General features: G+C 40.0%; 14 protein-coding genes. 5 read left to right on the top strand and 9 right to left on the bottom strand.

Going from position 1 to position 18909, the window contains the following annotated elements; all coding sequences use genetic code 11:
* Window positions 1–56 precede the first annotated feature (56 nt).
* On the bottom strand, window positions 57–275 hold the full coding sequence (locus AB5217_RS15365; protein WP_004301053.1) for a winged helix-turn-helix domain-containing protein: 219 nt from the start codon (window positions 273–275) through the stop codon (window positions 57–59).
* Window positions 276–511: 236 nt separating this feature from the next.
* On the opposite strand from AB5217_RS15365, the gene AB5217_RS15360 reads away from it, so the two are divergent.
* The 4 genes from AB5217_RS15360 (at window position 512) to AB5217_RS15345 (ending at window position 4766) form a co-directional block, all read left to right on the top strand.
* Window positions 512–2251: a thiamine pyrophosphate-dependent enzyme gene (locus AB5217_RS15360; protein WP_032843878.1), complete on the top strand. Its 1740-nt coding sequence runs from the start codon at window positions 512–514 to the stop codon at window positions 2249–2251.
* Window positions 2252–2406: 155 nt separating this feature from the next.
* Complete coding sequence (locus AB5217_RS15355) at window positions 2407–3324, top strand: DUF2157 domain-containing protein (RefSeq protein ID WP_032849091.1); 918 nt, start codon at window positions 2407–2409, stop codon at window positions 3322–3324.
* A complete protein-coding gene (locus AB5217_RS15350; protein WP_004327082.1) occupies window positions 3308–4282 on the top strand; it encodes a DUF4401 domain-containing protein in 975 nt (324 codons plus the stop codon). Before AB5217_RS15355 ends, AB5217_RS15350 begins: the two co-directional genes overlap by 17 nt.
* A complete protein-coding gene (locus AB5217_RS15345; protein WP_004307158.1) occupies window positions 4269–4766 on the top strand; it encodes a GDYXXLXY domain-containing protein in 498 nt (165 codons plus the stop codon). The genes AB5217_RS15350 and AB5217_RS15345 overlap by 14 nt, the downstream gene beginning before the upstream one ends.
* Before the next feature lie 365 nt (window positions 4767–5131).
* Here AB5217_RS15345 and AB5217_RS15340 read toward each other — a convergent pair whose 3' ends face one another.
* The 6 genes from AB5217_RS15340 to AB5217_RS15315 form a co-directional block, all read right to left on the bottom strand.
* Window positions 5132–8026 (bottom strand): MepB protein, encoded by a 2895-nt coding sequence (locus AB5217_RS15340; RefSeq protein WP_254029044.1) that lies wholly within the window; start codon window positions 8024–8026, stop codon window positions 5132–5134.
* A 376-nt stretch (window positions 8027–8402) separates the two neighbouring features.
* Complete coding sequence (locus AB5217_RS15335) at window positions 8403–9341, bottom strand: tyrosine-type recombinase/integrase (RefSeq protein ID WP_004311770.1); 939 nt, start codon at window positions 9339–9341, stop codon at window positions 8403–8405.
* Window positions 9342–9790: 449 nt separating this feature from the next.
* A complete protein-coding gene (locus tag AB5217_RS15330) occupies window positions 9791–12415 on the bottom strand; it encodes a PL29 family lyase N-terminal domain-containing protein (RefSeq protein ID WP_254029045.1) in 2625 nt (874 codons plus the stop codon).
* A gap of 374 nt (window positions 12416–12789) precedes the next feature.
* Window positions 12790–13728, bottom strand: a complete 939-nt coding sequence (locus AB5217_RS15325) for a tyrosine-type recombinase/integrase (protein ID WP_004307167.1) — start codon at window positions 13726–13728, stop codon at window positions 12790–12792.
* Between the two features lie 190 nt (window positions 13729–13918).
* Window positions 13919–15556 (bottom strand): chaperonin GroEL, encoded by a 1638-nt coding sequence (gene groL / locus AB5217_RS15320; RefSeq protein ID WP_004301061.1) that lies wholly within the window; start codon window positions 15554–15556, stop codon window positions 13919–13921.
* Window positions 15557–15599: 43 nt separating this feature from the next.
* Window positions 15600–15872, bottom strand: coding sequence for a co-chaperone GroES (locus AB5217_RS15315; RefSeq protein WP_004301062.1), 273 nt, complete (start codon window positions 15870–15872; stop codon window positions 15600–15602).
* A 244-nt stretch (window positions 15873–16116) separates the two neighbouring features.
* On the opposite strand from AB5217_RS15315, the gene AB5217_RS15310 reads away from it, so the two are divergent.
* Window positions 16117–17163: a L,D-transpeptidase gene (locus AB5217_RS15310; protein WP_004307170.1), complete on the top strand. Its 1047-nt coding sequence runs from the start codon at window positions 16117–16119 to the stop codon at window positions 17161–17163.
* Between the two features lie 388 nt (window positions 17164–17551).
* Here AB5217_RS15310 and AB5217_RS15305 read toward each other — a convergent pair whose 3' ends face one another.
* Together AB5217_RS15305 and AB5217_RS15300 are read right to left on the bottom strand one after the other, a co-directional pair.
* Window positions 17552–18280, bottom strand: coding sequence for a DUF5039 family protein (locus AB5217_RS15305; protein ID WP_004321648.1), 729 nt, complete (start codon window positions 18278–18280; stop codon window positions 17552–17554).
* A 59-nt stretch (window positions 18281–18339) separates the two neighbouring features.
* Window positions 18340–18888: an NUDIX hydrolase gene (locus tag AB5217_RS15300; RefSeq protein WP_004301068.1), complete on the bottom strand. Its 549-nt coding sequence runs from the start codon at window positions 18886–18888 to the stop codon at window positions 18340–18342.
* Between the last annotated feature and the right edge of the window lie 21 nt (window positions 18889–18909).

Raw genomic sequence — 18909 nt, 5'->3', positions numbered from 1 at the left:
ACTATGCTGTCATTCCTCCGGAGATTCTTCTGTTCTCGTTAAAGCGTCAAACTCTTTCAGCCAATATAAACATTCACACAGAGATATACATAAAGCTCTTCATCGCACTGATCGAACTCTATTTTGCTCTCTCTTGACAACCACCCCAAAGCGGCACCCAGCTCTTTATCTTTCAGCCCGGATTTTCTCTTCAAAAGTCCATAGCTCCACTTCTCATTATTACTAAGCAGTTGCCAAACCTTACCGGCATTCACACCGATTTCATTTCTGTTCATTTTTCTAGAGTAATTAAGAGGTTTAATACATTAGGTTAAGATTTCGCCTATAAAGATAACAAAAGGATATTGCAATTGTTTATACATCTTTACTAAAAAGTTGTTACAGAATTAATTTTAACATAAAAGTGGTGATGTGTCCCGACACAAAGGCGTTATTAGCATATGTTAAATCAGAACTTTTCTTTGCAGCCATCTGTTATTACATAAAAATCAATCCTAAACCAATTACAGCTATGGCAAAAAAAATAGCAGAACAGTTGATAGATACTCTGGTAAAATCCGGAGTTGAACGCATCTACGCCGTAACAGGCGACAGTCTGAATGAAGTAAACGAAGCAGTCAGAAAAAACGATCAAATAAAATGGATACATGTGCGCCACGAAGAAACAGGGGCGTATGCCGCTGCGGCAGAAGCACAACTGACCGGTCGCCCGGGATGCTGCGCGGGAAGTAGCGGGCCGGGACATGTTCATCTGATTAACGGCTTGTATGACGCACACCGGTCCGGCGCACCGGTAATCGCCATCGCCTCTACAATTCCCACCGGAGAGTTCGGTACGGAATATTTTCAGGAGACGAATACCATCAAACTTTTTAACGATTGCAGTTATTATAATGAAGTAGCCACTACTCCCACACAATTTCCACGTATGCTCCAGTCGGCCATACAAACGGCTGTCACCCGCAAAGGGGTGTCCGTTATCGGGCTTCCGGGTGACTTGGCAAAGGCTTCTGCCGTTGCTGTCGACTCGTCGGTTATCAACTATCCTGCCCCACCGGAAGTTTGTCCGTCGGAAGAAGATCTGGCTCAATTAGCTGACATGTTAAACAAACATACGCGTATCACTCTTTTCTGCGGCATCGGTTGCCGGGGAGCTCACGAGGAAGTGATTGCTCTTTCCGAGAAGCTGAATGCTCCGGTGGTATATACTTTCAAAGGAAAGATGGAGGTGCAATATGAAAATCCGTATGAAGTGGGTATGACCGGATTGTTGGGAATGCCGTCGGGCTATTACAGTATGCATGAAGCCGAAGTGCTTCTCATGCTCGGCACCGACTTTCCTTATTCCGCTTTCCTGCCGGATGACATCAAGATAGCACAGATTGATATAAAGCCCGAACGTCTGGGACGTCGTGCAAAGGTGGATATCGGACTTTGCGGTGATGTTAAACTGAGCATCCAAAGTCTATTGCGTATGCTGAATCCGAAGACAGATGATTCGTTCCTGTTGAAACAACTCAAAAGATATGAAGGCGTAAAGAAGGATCTGGCTGCTTACACGGAAGATAAAGGCGATGTAAATAAGATTCATCCCGAATATGTGATGTCCGAAATAGACAAACTAAGTTCGGACGATGCTGTGTTCACAGTAGATACGGGAATGACTTGTGTGTGGGGAGCACGTTATCTGCAAGCGACAGGCAAACGCCACATGCTGGGTTCTTTCAATCATGGTTCTATGGCAAATGCTTTGCCGCAAGCCATCGGTGCCGCACTAGCTTATCCGGATCGCCAGGTAGTGGCGCTTTGCGGAGATGGTGGCTTGTCTATGACTTTAGGAGACTTGGAAACCGTTGTACAATATAAGTTACCAATTAAAATTATCGTATTCAACAACCGTTCATTGGGAATGGTGAAGTTGGAAATGGAAGTGGACGGATTGCCGGACTGGCAGACAAATATGTTGAATCCAGACTTTGCTCAAGTGGCGGAAGCAATGGGAATGACCGGATTTAATGTCAGTGATCCGGAAGAAGTGTTGACTACCTTACTGAATGCATTTGAGTTGGACGGTCCGGTACTTGTTAATATCATGACTGATCCGAACGCACTGGCCATGCCTCCCAAAATTGAATTCGGTCAAATGGTGGGCTTTGCACAATCAATGTATAAGTTGTTAATCAACGGTCGTTCACAAGAAGTAATTGATACGATCAATTCTAACTTTAAGCATATACGGGAGGTATTTTAAGTTATTCTATTTTGAATATTTTCATAACCTCTCTCAAGGTATGACCTACTATTATTGTCAATTTCAATAAGGTAAGTCATACCTTTTTATAGTCTATCTTGAGGTGATAATCATTTTATTTTCTTATGTTTGTAATCATCAAAAAGCAAAAACACATGGAAAAGACCGACTCTTCGCCTTTATCCCGACAAGCGCTGTACGCAGATAAAAAGCAATGGAATCAATTCCTTTCTATTTTTTTATTGGCAGTGGGCGTTGGTTTTACAGTGGCAGGAATTATCTTCTTCTTTGCCTACAACTGGGAGGAATTACCCAAATTTGCAAAGTTAGGAATAGTAGAAGTGTTATTAGTAGCTTCTGTCCTGCTCGCTACATTCACGCATTGGAATAAGCTCGTCAAACAAATTCTCCTGACCGGAGCTACATTCCTGATAGGCACGCTTTTCGCTGTCTTCGGACAAATCTACCAAACGGGAGCCGATGCTTACGATCTTTTCCTGGGATGGACTCTCTTCACTATTCTCTGGGCGGTTGCTATCCGTTTCGCTCCGTTATGGCTGACGTTCATCGGATTACTTTGTACTACGATATGGTTGTACAATATACAGATTGCCAGTGCCAACTCCTGGGAAATGACTTTGCTGGCCAATGCAGTAACCTGGATATGTGCCTTAACAACGATCATCACGGAATGGATGAGTGTAAAAGGTCATTTGGACAGCAACAATCGCTGGTTTGTCAGTCTTCTTTCACTGGCTACTATTATACATACCAGTTTTCTGTTAATGATGGCAATCTGCGAAGAGAATGCCATATTGTCTGTTCCTCTCATAAGCACCCTCCTTTTATTCTCTGCGGGACTTTGGTATGGATGGAAAGTAAAAAGCCTGTTCTATCTGGCTATCATTCCGTTTGCTGCGTTAATGATTCTATTGACTACATTCATATCACAAAGCGGTCTTAGGGATGTTCAGATATTCTTCTACGGAGGGGTTATTGTCATCACCGGAACAACTTTACTCATTTACATCATTCTTCATCTAAAAAAGCAATGGTATGACACAGAAGCATAGCCTCACCATTCAAGCCGTATCTATTATCGGAGGAATCCTGACGGCTATTTTCTTTCTGGGATTTCTGGCACTTGCCAGAATCCTCCGCTCCGATATTTCTTGCCTGATTGTAGGAAGTATATTAATTCTCACTACCCTAACAATCAGCCGCATAGTGATCCGGTCTTTTCTGGATGCAATGAACATCACTTTATACATAGCCGGGTGTGTATTGATTGGTTTTGGTATAAATGCCAGCATTAATATCCTCTTCACCACACTTATGGGAATCAGTATTCTCACATTCTTGTTATCAAGAGGGTTTATCCTCCCCTTTCTTTCAGTCATTCTGTTTAATATATCTTTCTTCGGAGAAGCCGCCCATGTCTTTTCTTCGTTTTATCCCTTGCAAATAGCTGTAGTTCCTATCCTTGCACTATTTTTATTTGCCAACATCTTTGAAACTAAGTTGTTTGAATGTATAGGAACAGAGAATTACTTTTCCAAATACAAACCATTTCATTTCGGATTATTCATATCCGGTATCGTCTCACTGGGAGGATTATCAATCAATTATCTGATATCAGAAACAAATAGCTGGCTTGTATCCTGCATACTGTCTGTTTGTATATGGATCGGTATTCTTATAATGGTTCAACGAATCATGCAGGTCATGAAAGTGGATCATCCGGTGAACCAGATTGGTATCTATATTCTTTGTATTGTTATCTGTCTGCCTACCGTGTTTGCTCCTTATTTATCCGGCAGTTTGTTGCTGATTCTAATATGTTTCCATTATGGCTACAAAGCGGAGTGTGCTGCCTCGCTTCTTCTTTTTATCTATGCCGTTTCCAAATACTATTATGATCTGAATTTAAGCCTGCTCACCAAATCCATGACACTTTTCTTCATCGGAATTGCATGTATTACAGCCTGGTATTTCTTCACTCAAAAAAGAACAAGACATGAAAAAGTATAGCCGAATATTGATTATTGCAAACCTGATACTGCTACTGGGATATTTCAACTGGTCGGTTTATAAAAAAGAGCAAACTTTGAAAGACGGACAGTTGATTTTGTTACAGCTAGCTCCCGTCGATCCCCGCTCTCTTATGCAAGGAGACTATATGAGGCTTAGCTACAAAGAAGCTTCATCAGATCTGCTAGACCAACAAACTGCCATACGCGGTTATGCCATACTTCAAATTGACAGTAATCAAGTAGGAAAAATAGTGCGGCTGCAAAACGCTTTAGAGCCTGTAAACGACAATGAGCTAGTCATCAAATATAAAATAGTACGTCACCGGATCTTCCTCGGTGCCGAGTCTTTCTTCTTTGAAGAGGGACAAGATACTCTTTATCAAAAAGCCGTATATGGCGGGCTGAAAGTGGATGGTAAAGGCCAAAGCCTGCTCGTAGGACTGTATGACGAGAACTTCCATTATATTCAATCCGATAAATAAATAATAATGAAAAAGCCCGTACTTTCGCAAGCCCGGGCTTTCTATATTCTCAAAACATCTCCTTAATCTATAGGGAAATAAGGGACTAGCAAATTGGTTTCTAGTGCAAATAAGGAGATGTTATGAAATAAAAAAAAGGGATACCTGTGGGAAATAAGGGAGGTATCCCTTTCTATAAGAAGAACAGAATTGGAAGGATTGACTTTCACAAGCCAAATCCTTCACTCTGTTTCTTCTCGGCGTATTCTTCACACAAGGTGAAGAAGGGTTTTATTATTCTGAATTTGGAGTAGTTTCAACTGTAATACAATCCTTTGCTTATATAAAGCATTAAGAGGTTTGAAGCAACTCTCCAATTTTTCTTCTTATTCTGCCGGAATAGTTACTGTAATTGTATTCTTTCCTTCATAATTCTTAATTGTACCCCACTTAGATGTAGCTTTTACTTCTACAGTATAAGTTACAGCTTCGTAGAAATGGTGAGATTTACCTTCTGCTGTAAAGGTCACCTTTCCTGTAGCATCATCAAGAGACAGATAAGTTGACGCAGCTGCTTCTTTGAATTCAAAAACAGGAGCTGCCAGACCATAGATATCAAGAGGATTAGTAACTGAATTTGCAAATCCATTGCTTCCTGTTCCTGCTACCACAGCACCATCCTTCCACATAGTCTTACCTGCCAAATCATTCCAAGCAAAACCTGTTGAAACATTATATTCTACAGACTTATCAGATAAAGAAAGAGTCGTTGCAGTCGGAGCAACCCAAGTTCCACTAATATCTTTCACTTCAACAATACCTTCAATCGTATCCTCAACTTTACCATTATAGCTAGCTTTAATAGTAAACTTAACTACAGCAGGTACAGTCTTACCACCAACAGTCATCTTACCAGTATAGAGATCTTTATCAAACGTAAACTTAGCCTCGTTTTCATCATAGCTAACGCCAGCAATGCTATTTTCCGTAATGTTAGTAGTAATTACGAAAGTACCACCTTTAGCCAAAACAGCAGCTTTAACAGCATCAAAGTTGGAGAATATAGTAGCAAGCTTAAATTCGGAAGTAATAGCAGTAGCCGCTGTCTCAGAATCTTTTGTCGGAGTAAAGCCTGTACGAGTTTGATCTGAAGACCACATTTCCGACACTCTAGCCAGTTTAGCCAAAGTGATAGGCTTAATCTTAACTGGAACATTTACAACAAGCGTATAGCCATCTCCTTCGAACTTAGCTGTTGCGGTATAATCACCAGCAGCTGTATTTTTAGGAATGATTAAAGTCAAGGCATTATTTGCACCATTTTCTAAGCGTATACCTGTTGTAGGAAGAAGTTCAACCAAACTCAAACTTTCATAAGCTGATGGGCGGATATTCACAGCCGGATCGTTATAAATGTCAGCAACATTTAGAACTACTCTCTCCTCTGCAGCAACTGCTGTTTCATTAGTCCAGTCACGTTCTACCAAAGCATACGCATGTGTAAGTTCATCAATAGTACGTGTTACTTTTACAGTTCCTAACTTTTTAGGATTATCAGAACTAGTTTCCAAATAGAAACCTGGAGCCGTTACTTTAGCCATAACATTAGCAGTTTTATCCAAAGAAGCAATCAGACCGGATGTTTTTAGACTAACGCTACCTGCAGTAGAAACTTCAAATAGATTTGCATCTGTTCCAGTCAAGCTATAAGTCGTCGCAAAGATATTCTCTACATTCAGTTCTTCTAATGTTTTTGTAAATGCTGTGCTTCCACTTGCAGTTGTTGTATATGAAACCGTCAAAGTTCCAACTCCTGAATAATCAACCGGTTGGGGAGCATCATAGATAATCTCGCCTGCTTTCTCTGTTGCTACCTCATAATAAGCAGTCTTCAGATAATAACTAGACTGTATCACTGCGATATAATCAGAATTAACATTTGTCGGAGTCAATCCTTCTTTACCTTCCGCATCTTTTGTACTTACAATATTCAAAGATATCGCATGGCTCTTTTCGCTTGAAGTTGTTAATGATACTGTAAGAACACCAGCTTCACAGTTCTTCACTTCTACGGCAAACGGTTCAGCAGCACGAGTCCAGTTACGTTCTTCAGCATTTAACTTGATTTCGTAGTTTTTATTGAAATCCTCCAATGTCATAGCAGCAGAAGCCGGAGAAATACGGAATTGCAATTCTTTTGCATCTGCACTCTTCGCTGCAACAACATAAGAAGATGAGGTTGAAGTTTTCTTAGCATACAAAGTATAGAAATCTACGCTACGATCTATGCTTGTAGGAATATATACTACACTCTGAATCATACCTTTAATAGCAACACCCAGTTTTGCAAGGTCATCTTCTAACGTATCTATACGGCTATTTACAGTCGTCAGTTCTGCTGAAACAATCGCCTTGACTTTTTCACTGAATTCTGCGCTTGCATAAAGACCGGAAAGAGTCGTTTTAAGAGATTTCACCTCTGCAATAACGGCTTCTACACTCTCGAAACCATTTTCTACCGCTTTATCTTCCAATGCTGTTTGATAGTATTCCAGCGCAGTCAGTTTAGCAAGGATACCAGTTTTATCAGCATTAATAGCAGCATACAATTCTTTAATAACATCTGCTACAGTTGCATCCTCTCCGGCAAGAGCAGCAACTTCCTTCATACTGCCAAAGTCTGCAAGAACCTTTGTTTGAATAGCATCATTTATTGCAGCGGCAATCTCCCCATCTTCTCCCAAAGCTGTGGCAATTTCATCACTGATAAGTCCTGACAGTTTTGCAGATTCAACGTAGTTCTTCAGCTCTTCTTTTGTAGCGAAATTGACTTTTAAACCATCCAATTCCTCTTTAAGGGCTTCCAGCTTTACAATTCTTGCTGTCAAACCATCAATATCAGACTTTTGAAGTTTCTTCAGTGCTTCTAAATCATTCTTAGCTGTTGCCAAGTCTTTTGTCAGCTGGTCGACCGTTGCCTTATCAGCAGTCTTTGACAATTTGTCCTCCAAATCAGTAATTTTCAGACCCAAATCTTTAATTTGAGAATCCTTATTCTCCAATTTTGTCTTTAAATCAGCCAACTGACTTTCCAAAGCACTTTTAGCCACATTAATGGCAGTTTGCATGTCTCCCACGCTTACAGGATTGTTTGACTTGATCTGGTCAATTTGTTCCTGTACACTTTTTATGTCATCATCATAGTCCTTACAACCTACATAGGTGACAGTAGAAAGCGCCAACGCCCCGAAGAACATCACTTTTACAAATTTTCTTTTCATAACTACTTAAAAATTACATTAATAATATATTATTAAACACTAAGTTTCAATAATAGCACAACCCGTTACTCTGTAGGTAACAGAGAAACCTTTGTGCCTGCTCTTCTGGAGTAGTCGATACTGAAAAATGATACCAAATGTGATGAATTTTTTTTACCCCTGCTTCTGAAAGGCAGTAGAGGGGAAGGAAATCTTTTGCAAAATTTAGAAGTTAACAAAGCCCTAATACAAAGAATCCGCGTGTTTTATTTGTCCTAGTTCTACTTTTGAATGCTTTATTAGAAAAAATGTGTGATTTCGTTTGGTTGTTTTAAGAAATATGCTCATATTTGCACCGATATTCATTCCCGTTACCTACAGAGTAACAGAATAATTTTCAAGCACTTACACCTGTCACTGAACGCTTTACAAAATCGAGAACTTGCTTATTTGCTTCATCAATTTTCTTATTCCTGAAAGGCTTCAGATAAGTTTCAGTGACGGTGATAGACGAATGTCCCATCGCTTCGGAAATAATACCCGGATGGATTTCACAATAATAAGCCGTCGTAGCCCAGGTATGACGGGCAGTGTATGAACTAAGTTTATCTCCCAATCCGAGCAATTCACCCAATAACATCAGCTGTTGGTTAAAACTACGTAATGCAAGCTGATATTCGCGATAGGCTTCTTTAGTTCCTTCCCGACTTCTCAACAATGGAAATAAATAAGGAGAAGAAGAATCACGATTCATGTATTTCTTTACCAAAGCCATTGCTTCCGGAGTCAATGTCACCGACAATGGTCGCCCGGTTTTACGTCTGCGATACGTTATTACATTACCGCGCAAATCACTCTTACGCAAATAAGCAAGATCGACAAACGGCATACCACGAAGCGAAAACATCAGGATGAATAGCTCCTGCGCCTGATATACCGCTAATGGTACACCCGATGCACGAGATAATTTAGTAAACACCTTCTTCATATCGTCATCACCCAACGCACGTTTATGGTCAGCCCGCGTTCCGGTATAAACAGAACGAAATAAATGAGGAACATAAGGAGCCTTCTGAAGATCGACCGCACGATTGTAAACCGCACGAAAGGTCCGTAAATAGGTGGAAACGGTGTTCCAACTACATCCACGACTGCGAAGATATACTTCGAACCCTTTCAACCACTCCGAAGTCACTTCACTAAAAACAAAATCATTTTTCCCACGATAAGCAATGATGGCATTCAGACTACTACGATAGACATGTGCAGTCCCAAAGTTTCCCTCCATCTGTAACCCAGTGGCTACCTGCTTCATAAATGCTAGTACTTTCAACATCTCATAATTTATTAATAATTTAGACGATAAATATACGAGTATTATCCCATCAATGGAAATACCCCGCATGAACAAACAAAGGAAATAGCTAAGATGTTCCAAAGACAAAAGAGCACGAAAAGCCCGGACTTTCACAAGCCCGGGCTTTCTATACTCTCAAAACATCTCCTTAATCTATAGGGAAATAAGGGACTAGCAAATTGGTTCTAGTGCAAATAAGAAGATGTAATGAGACAAAAAAAAGGGATACCTGTGGGAAATAAGGGAGGTATCCCTTCCAAGAGACAAACATTTGAGAAAACATACTTTCACAAGCATAATTTTCAGTCTATCTCTTAGCATATTTCTTTTTAAAGGATTTATTATCCTATATTACAACTTGTAAAGAGAAGGCATCTTAAGTCTAAGAAGAATTAGGATGCCCTCAATTACAAATCCTTTAATCCTGATTACTTATTTACTTTTACGTAGATTGATACAGATTTAGTTCTGCCCCACTTATCAAGAATATTAACATTTACTTTACAAGTAGGAGGAGTTAGGATTACGGCACCCTCCTTCTTAGATATAACAACTTTCTTTGGATCATCAGTAAGATTACCATCGTTCTTCGCCAAATAAGTTGTAGCGTCATCATCTGCTAATACAACTGAAACAGACTCTATTCTGTTATCGCTGAATTCATAGGAATTACCACGAGCATCTATTCTCTTGAAATCTTTAGCTGATATTTCTACAGTATTTCCTTCGATTATGAGCGGATTTGCTTCTGTTCCTATAATTTTCTTATCTACTTCTTTGGTATATTCGAAAGTACCTTCAAAGATTTCTGATAGTATTGTCAAATTGAATCTATCAGTAATAGCTTTCAAACGAGAATTTCCGAATGGTGCATAAGACACAGTAATATAACGACCAGTATAAGCACCACCCCAATTTTCATCAGTTGCTGGCTTAGAAACATAAGGGAAAACTTTAATTTTTGAATTCTTTGTTGGTTGTGGGAGAGTCTCATCCAACCATGCAGGAGCAAACTGCTTTTTACCACTTACCACTCTAGAAGGTTTCTCTTCAGTGAATGTAATATTATTCTGTTTATCCGCTGATATAGAACCTTCTTTATATAGGGTGTAAAGATCGAAGCCAATCTTTGTATCAGCAGTAGCAGCAAGAACTGCAGTAGTCGGTACTGTACCATAAGCCTTGGCATTATCACCATCAAAGTAAGCAGTTGCACGTTTAAATGTGAACAATTTATCATTCTGCTGATCTACAGTAATCTTGAATGTAGTTTCATACAAAAAGTCATTACCCAAACCTGCTTGGGAATCCTTATTTTTGAATTTAACTGTAGCAGTATGAGATACGGCAGCCACATTTTTTTCGTCAAATGTAGCTTGGATTACAAATTTAGTAATTTTAGCTATATCAGCTTCACTTGTTCCTGATACAGGCTTTCCGTCTTTATCCAGACCTACCAATTTTAACTGAATACTACCATCCATATAAGACTGAACCACCTTTCCATTGATCATTGCCTTATCATCAGTATAAGCAATAGTCGCAACTATTGGGTCTGACAGTTTAATTTGTCCTTTAATCTCATCTACTGAAGGACCTACTATTTCAGAAGTAGCTGTCTTATTGCTAGCATCTACGACCCAAGTCATATCTTTGATTTCAGCTTTCTTAGACACATAAGTAAACGTCAATTCAACTTCAGGATCTTGAGTACTTCCATCAACAAGAAGACAGTGAATCTTAACTTTCACCTGACCCTCCTTATTTGCTAGAATTGTATTCTTCTCTTTATCAAATTTTGCATCAGCTTTTTTAGCTTCTTCATCAGTTACCTCATAATAATAAGCTACCACCTTATCCAATTCACTACCAAACAATTCATCCAAATTATAGGTAGTTTGGTAAGGCATAGGTTCAGGAGCAGTAAAATTAACATCCGGTATATTTTGGCTGCTAGCCTTAATTTTCACACCATACTGGGAAATGATTTCATTACCCCATGCATCTTTTGTTGTAAGCGCATAAGCAGTTTCAGCACTTTCCAAAGCTGTCAATTCGTCCTTAGTCAATCCGTCTACAAACTTCAGAGTCAAATCGTATACACCTTTATTTGCTGTAGGCTCTTTTTCCGGATCCGCTGCACGAGTCAAAGCATCTATACTAAAATTATCTGCTATATTTGCAACAGCAAAATTAGTATTACCCTTAGAGTCCGTCAAGCCTATTTCATAAGCTTGAATATCTGCTGCCTTCAAGTTTACAGGATTAATCAATGCATGAATCTTGCTGCCACCTCTAGCAACAAGCAAATCCCCTTTCTTCTTGAAAGTTTTGTTTCCATTAAACACAATATCTTTGCCAGCTATGCTATAATATAAAGTAGTTTCAGCCTCTGTAGAACCAACATCAACAGAACCATCGCCTTTTATACCAAGCACACTCATACTAGTGATACGAGCCGATTTCGGCATAGAAACCGTTTCCCATTCTTTAGTCTCCTTATTGAAAATATTCAATATCCAAACCAATGGATTACTAGCATCAGCAGCTACATAAATATCAGTAGCAGCTTTAATTTTTGTCTCTACAGGTTTTTTAGTTTCAGCATCCCAAACCATCCAGAATCCATTTTCTGAAATTTGAGGTGCATATCCGTCTTCTCCTTTACCACCCGGAGATCCTGCAGCGCCCGGTTTGCCATCAGCACCTTTCTTTCCTTCTGCACAAATACCAAGATCATTATCATTGACAATCCAGTTCTTTGTTACCGGATCAATCTTAATAGTCGTTGGTGTAGCATCCTTACCGCTTGTAATAGAATAACTTTTATTATCATTAAAAGTTATCTTAAATCCATCGGTAATTTGTTCAACATTGGTAACCCATTTACCTTCTTTCACAAAATTCTGCAACTCGGCTATACTAGCTTTGTTTGCGTCAATCTGTGTTTGCAGATTGTCGATGTCATCATCATAGTCTTTACAGCCTACATAGGTGACAGTAGAAAGTGCCAGCGCTCCGAAGAACATCACTTTTACAAATTTTCTTTTCATAACTACTTAAAAATTACATTAATAATATATTATTAAACACTAAGTTTCAATAATAGACTGCCCGTTACTTTGTAGGTAACGGGAAAACCTTTGTGCCTGCTCTTCGGGAGTAGTCAATACTGAAAAATGATACGATAAGTAATGAAACTTTTTTACCCCTGCTTCTGAAAGGCAGTAGAGGGAAGGAGATCTTTTGCAAAAATTTAGAAGTTAGCAAAGCCCTAATACAAAGAATCCGCGTGTTTTATTTGATTAATTCCTGTTTTGAGTAGTTTATTAGAAAAAATGTATGATTTCGTTTGGTTGTTTTAAGAAATATGCTCATATTTGCACCGATATTCATTCCCGTTACCTACAAAGTAACAGAGTAATTTTCAAGCGCTTACACCTACAACAGAGCGTTTCACGAAGTCAAGAACTTGTTTATTTGCTTCATCAATTTTCTTACTTCGGAAAGGTTTCAGATAGGTTTCAGTGACGGTGATAGACGAATGTCCCATCGCTTCGGAGATAATGCCCGGATGGATTTCACAATAATAAGCTGTCGTAGCCCAGGTATGGCGGGCGGTGTACGAGCTCAACTTATCGGATAATCCCAATAATTCACCTAGCAACATCAACTGTTGGTTAAAGCTGCGCAATGCCAACTGATATTCGCGATACGCCTCTTTGGTTCCTTCACGGCTTTTCAACAATGGAAACAAATAAGGAGAAGAAGGATCACGATTCATATACTTCTTCACCAGGATCATCGCTTCGGGAGTCAATGTCACTGACAATGGCCGTCCTGTCTTACGTCTGCGATACGTTATTACGTTATCACGCAAATCACTCTTACGCAAATAAGCGAGATCCACAAATGGCATACCACGAAGCGAAAACATCAGAATAAATAACTCTTGCGCCTGATATACCGCTAATGGCACACCGGACGTACGAGACAATTTTGCAAATACCTTTTTCATATCTTCATCGCCCAATGCACGTTTATGGTCGGCACGAGTACCGGTATAAACAGAACGGAACAGATGAGGTACATAAGAAGCTTTCCGAAGATCAACGGCACGATTGTAAACCGCACGAAACGTGCGCAAATAAGTGGAAACGGTGTTCCAACTGCAACCACGACTGCGAAGATATACTTCAAATCCCTTTAACCACTCCGGACTCACTTCATCAAAGGTGAAGTCCACTTTCCCACTATAAGCAATGATGGCATTCAGACTGCTACGATAGACGTGCGCAGTACCGAAGTTTCCCTCCACCTGTAGCCCGTTAGCTACCTGCTTCATAAATGTTAATACTTTCAACATCTCACTTTTATTAATAAATTTGATTCTAAATATACGAAGTATTCTCATTACTAAGAATACGTTGACCAAACAAAATATAAAGCAAGGATGTTTTGAAAAGATCAATTTGCAGAATAGATTGATAATAAAAAGAACGAGGGTACCCTTTTCGGACACCCTCGTTTTCATATTCATTCAGCGAAAGCCGGAATTACATCATTCCGCCCATGCCTCCCATTCCGGGAGCGCCCATCGGCATTTCTGGCTTATCTTCCTTCTTTTCTACAATTACACATTCAGTAGTCAGGAACATACCAGCGATAGAAGCTGCATTTTCCAAAGCTACACGAGCAACCTTAGCAGGATCTACTACACCGGCAGCGTGCAAGTTTTCGTAAACGTCCGTGCGGGCATTGTAACCGAAATCACCTTTACCTTCACGTACTTTCTGAACAACTACTGCACCTTCTTTACCAGCGTTAGCAACAATCTCGCGAAGCGGTTCTTCGATGGCGCGTTTGATGATACCAATACCAGTTGTTTCATCGGCATTATCACCCTTCATTCCTTCCAAAGAATCAATAGCACGGATATAAGCTACACCACCACCCGGGATGATACCTTCTTCGATAGCAGCACGAGTTGCACGCAAAGCATCGTCCACACGGTCTTTCTTTTCTTTCATTTCTACTTCAGAAGCAGCACCTACATAGAGAACAGCTACACCACCTGACAATTTAGCCAGACGTTCCTGCAATTTCTCACGGTCATAGTCAGACTTAGTTGCTACAATTTGTGCTTTGATCTGTTCGCAACGTTCCTTGATGCTATCTTTGTTACCTGCACCGTTTACAACAGTTGTATAGTCTTTAGTAACTGTAACTTTGTCAGCAGTACCCAACATTTCGATGGTAGCCTGTTCCAGTTTCAAACCTTTTTCTTCGCTGATAACAACACCACCTGTCAGGATAGCGATATCTTCCAGCATTTCTTTACGACGGTCACCGAAGCCCGGAGCTTTCACAGCACAGATCTTCAATTGAGAACGCAGACGGTTTACTACCAATGTAGTCAACGCTTCGCTATCTACATCTTCTGCAATTACCAACAGAGGACGACCAGTCTGTACAGCAGGTTCGAGGATAGGCAAGAAATCTTTCAGGTTAGAAATCTTCTTGTCATAGATCAGGATGTAAGGTTTCTCCATCTCACATTCCATCTTTTCCGTATTTGTCACGAAGTAAGCAGACAAATAACCACGGTCGAACTGCATACCTTCTACTACACCGATAGTAGTGTCTGTTCCTTTTGCTTCTTCGATAGTAATCACACCGTCTTTAGAAACTTTACGCATAGCGTCAGCAATCAATTTACCGATTACCGGATCATTGTTTGCAGATACAGTGGCAACCTGTTCGATCTTGTCATAGTTGTCACCTACAGTTTCAGCCTGATCCTTGATTGATTCTACCACTTTGGCAACGGCCTTGTCGATACCACGTTTGATATCCATCGGGCTAGCACCGGCAGTTACGTTCTTCAAACCTTCAGCTACGATAGCTTGTGCAAGAACGGTTGCAGTAGTTGTACCGTCACCGGCATCGTCACCTGTCTTAGAAGCAACTTCTTTTACCAACTGTGCACCAGTGTTCTGGTAAGCATCTGCCAATTCGATTTCTTTTGCTACTGTCACACCGTCTTTTGTGATGTGCGGAGCACCGAATTTCTTCTCAATGATAACGTTACGTCCTTTCGGGCCCAGAGTTACTTTTACTGCATTTGCCAAAGCATCGACACCTTTTTTCAATTGGTCACGGGCATCGATATTGAATAATATTTCTTTTGCCATCTCTTTATTTACTATTTAAAGATTTACTATTTACTATTATTAATTAACCCAAAACAGCGAGAACATCGCTCTGACGCATAATCAGATATTTAGTACCTTCAACGTCAAGTTCTGTTCCGGCATATTTACCATAAAGAACTGTATCGCCTACTTTCAATACCATTTCTTCGTCTTTCGTACCGTGACCTATTGCCACAACTTCACCCTTCAAAGGTTTTTCTTTTGCTGTATCAGGGATAATGATACCACCAATTGTTTTTTCTTCTGCAGGTGCAGGGAGGATAAGCACTCTGTCTGCTAATGGTTTAATGTTCATAGTTACTTGTTATATTTTAGTTATACATTTAATAGTAGATGTTACCCGCCATTTTTCAGGCGGAACGCTAAAGTTATTGCGAAAAGCGTGCCAAAGTAAATAAATGATTCTTTGTCAGAAATAGACTGACAAAATGACTGACAACTTGCATTGTATGGCAAAAAAGTATATTTGTCACCTACTTTTTAAACAAAACAAAAGGATTATTCCTTATAATGACGTATATTCGTAAACGAACCATCAAATGCACTGTATAAATAATATGAATGGAATAGCATCCGGCCTCATCATCGCCTCTTGCGTCTTCTACTCCTGCACTTCGCGTACAGGAGAGATTTCTCCTGTACACGAACAACAAACAGACTCGCTGTCACAGGATACAATAGTTCAACCCGAGGTTAAACCTGTTAATAAAAAACTCACGGCAGAGCAGATAGAAATCTCCAAAGATTTATTGTATGACCAATACACATTGGAAGATACCTATCCTTATAAAGACACTACCCGGCAGTTTCAGTGGGATAAAATCAAAGAACGGCTGGCATTACTCGAAAATATACAGTTGCAGCCTTCCACCTGGGCCATTCTCCAGAATTACAAAAACAGAAATGGAGAAGCACCACTTGTGAGAAGTTTCAAAAGAAACGCTTACGGACGAGTGGCAGATACTCTTGGCATAGAACGTTACCAATCCGTTCCGCTTTATCTATTGACTGACACATTAGTACCCGAACGTTACGGACAGGATGGGGAATTAACCCGTTTTATCGAAGATGGAGAGAAATTCATAAAAGCAGAGCCAATGTTTACCGGAGATGAATGGATGATTCCTAAAAAATATGTCAAAGTAATCGGAGATACGATTGTTTTTAACAAAGCTGTTTTCGTAGACCGCCACAATCAGAATATCGCTTCTCTTGAACGTAGCGGAAAAGGGCAATGGGTGGTTCGCAGTATGAATCCTTCCACTACGGGACGTCATCTGCCCCCGTATGCACAGGAAACTCCTTTAGGAATGTTTGTTTTACAAGAAAAGAAAGTGAAAATGGTATTTCTAAAAGACGGCTCGAAAGAAACGGGAGGTTATGCTCCTTATGCGAGTCGTTTCACGGACGGGGCCTATATTCACGGAGTACCGGTCAATGCTCCCCGCAAGACGCAGATAGAATATAGTCCGTCGTTGGGAACTACTCCACGCTCACACATGTGCGTGCGGAATGCAACTTCCCATGCCAAGTTTATCTATGACTGGGCCCCCGTAAATGAAACTATTATTTTTGTATTGGAATAACCGTTGAACAAATCAGCATCGCCATTCCCTGATTCTTATTATCTATCTTATGAAATATGGTTAGAAAACATATTCTCTATAAGGAGGAAACTTACTTTCTTCCTTGGGAAAAGTTGCTTTTCCCTTATCCCAAACTATAACTGCAAGTTCCGGTTATAAAACTGCAACTTTCAGTTATGTAATCAAAAGTTTCAGTTATATAATCAGAACTTGTGGTTATAGTTTATCTTATACTCTAAACAAGTTTTCTCCCTATGCAAAAGAAGTTGGCATAGGATGAAAAGAAACTTACCTATACGTACTTGAGAGAGAAAACAAAGAGGTCCGAACTCTTCAGTCCAGACCTCCAATTATAAAAAGGGATTTCTTTATCCCAGATGATCTCTTATCAATCAAATATCTTCTTTCTTTTATTTTCTCCGGTTTCACTCAACCCATACTTTGCCCTCGTTATATTCTGAATTATCTCTCTCTGTACACTTTCCAATGCACTTATTTCTTTTTGTAATAACTCCAAGGCAGAACCTTTCTGCAATAAATAAGACCGTTCAGTATATTTTATATAAGAAGTCGGAATCTCCTGCTTCTTTTCTTTATAATAGGCAATCGCATATCGCAAAGCTTCCGATCTATATTTGCAGACAGCCTTTCGTTCGGCATAGTACAAATCTTTATAAGCATTCTCTTCACTTCTCAACTTTTTCCAGAATGCGGAAAAGGCTGTTGATACAGCATCTTTCTCTTCCTTGGTTACCGCTTCCTTTTGCTTCTTCACCAGATCTTTATATTCTTTGTATGTATTTAAAAACTTATCCAGTTCCTCTTTACTGGCTTTATGTTCCAGACGATAAGTCTCCAAAGAAGCAGGACGCTCATATTCGACAACCTGTTGCAGATAAGGCAAATCATTCCAACTTATATATTTATTGTTTGCTTCACAATAATCTGCGTAAGCAGCTGCAAGCTGCCAACTATATTCTTTTGTCTTTTGACTCAATTCCTCGTTGATGGCGGACAAGTTCTTTTCCATCTCTTTCAAGTCCTGTGCTAATACCGCTTGCATACTTCCCCATCCGGAGAGAAACAAACAAAGCATACTCCATAAAACTGTTTTCATAATAAGATGATTTAAATTTTCTCCAAAGTTATTGTTTCTCTACAGAATTCCAAACACAATTACAGATTTGCGATATATTTCCATAATGGAGCAGCATTCAGCGCTTGCATAATTTCGTTCTTATCGAGCAGACTTCTCACCTCTTCCAATGTGAGCAGATGGACGGTGATATCTTCAGTAGCTTCCAGATGCTGATGGTCTATCAGTTCCACGTCTGTGGCAAGAAAGCAGTAAGTCAGATTGGTATGAGTGCTCGGATTAGCGGAAATCACCATATACTCTTGCCAGTTTCCTTTTCCGTAGCCCGTTTCTTCCCACAATTCACGCTGGGCGGACACCAACGGCGAAGCATCTTCCTTCTCGCAGACACCGGCACAGAGTTCATAACAAGTTCGTTCGATTCCCGGACGGTACTGGCGGACAAAAACGAATTGACCATCTTTGGTAATGGCAATGGTATTTACCCAGTCGGGATACTCAAGGATATAATACTCGGGGATATGATTCCCATTGGGAAGTAACATATCTTCGCAACGCACAGTCAGCCATGGACGGCGAAATAGATATTTGCTACTTACCGTTTTCCAGGCTTTATTCTTCTCTTCCATAAGATTTGTTTTTCTCCCGGC

Origin of the sequence: Bacteroides sp. MSSM.1001136sp1_RTP21357st2_D2_RTP21359_211015 (assembly GCF_040913205.1) — a bacterium.
GTDB lineage: Bacteria > Bacteroidota > Bacteroidia > Bacteroidales > Bacteroidaceae > Bacteroides > Bacteroides ovatus.
The sequence above is the reverse complement of the archived record's forward strand: the minus strand, read 5'-3'. Positions and strand labels throughout refer to the sequence as shown.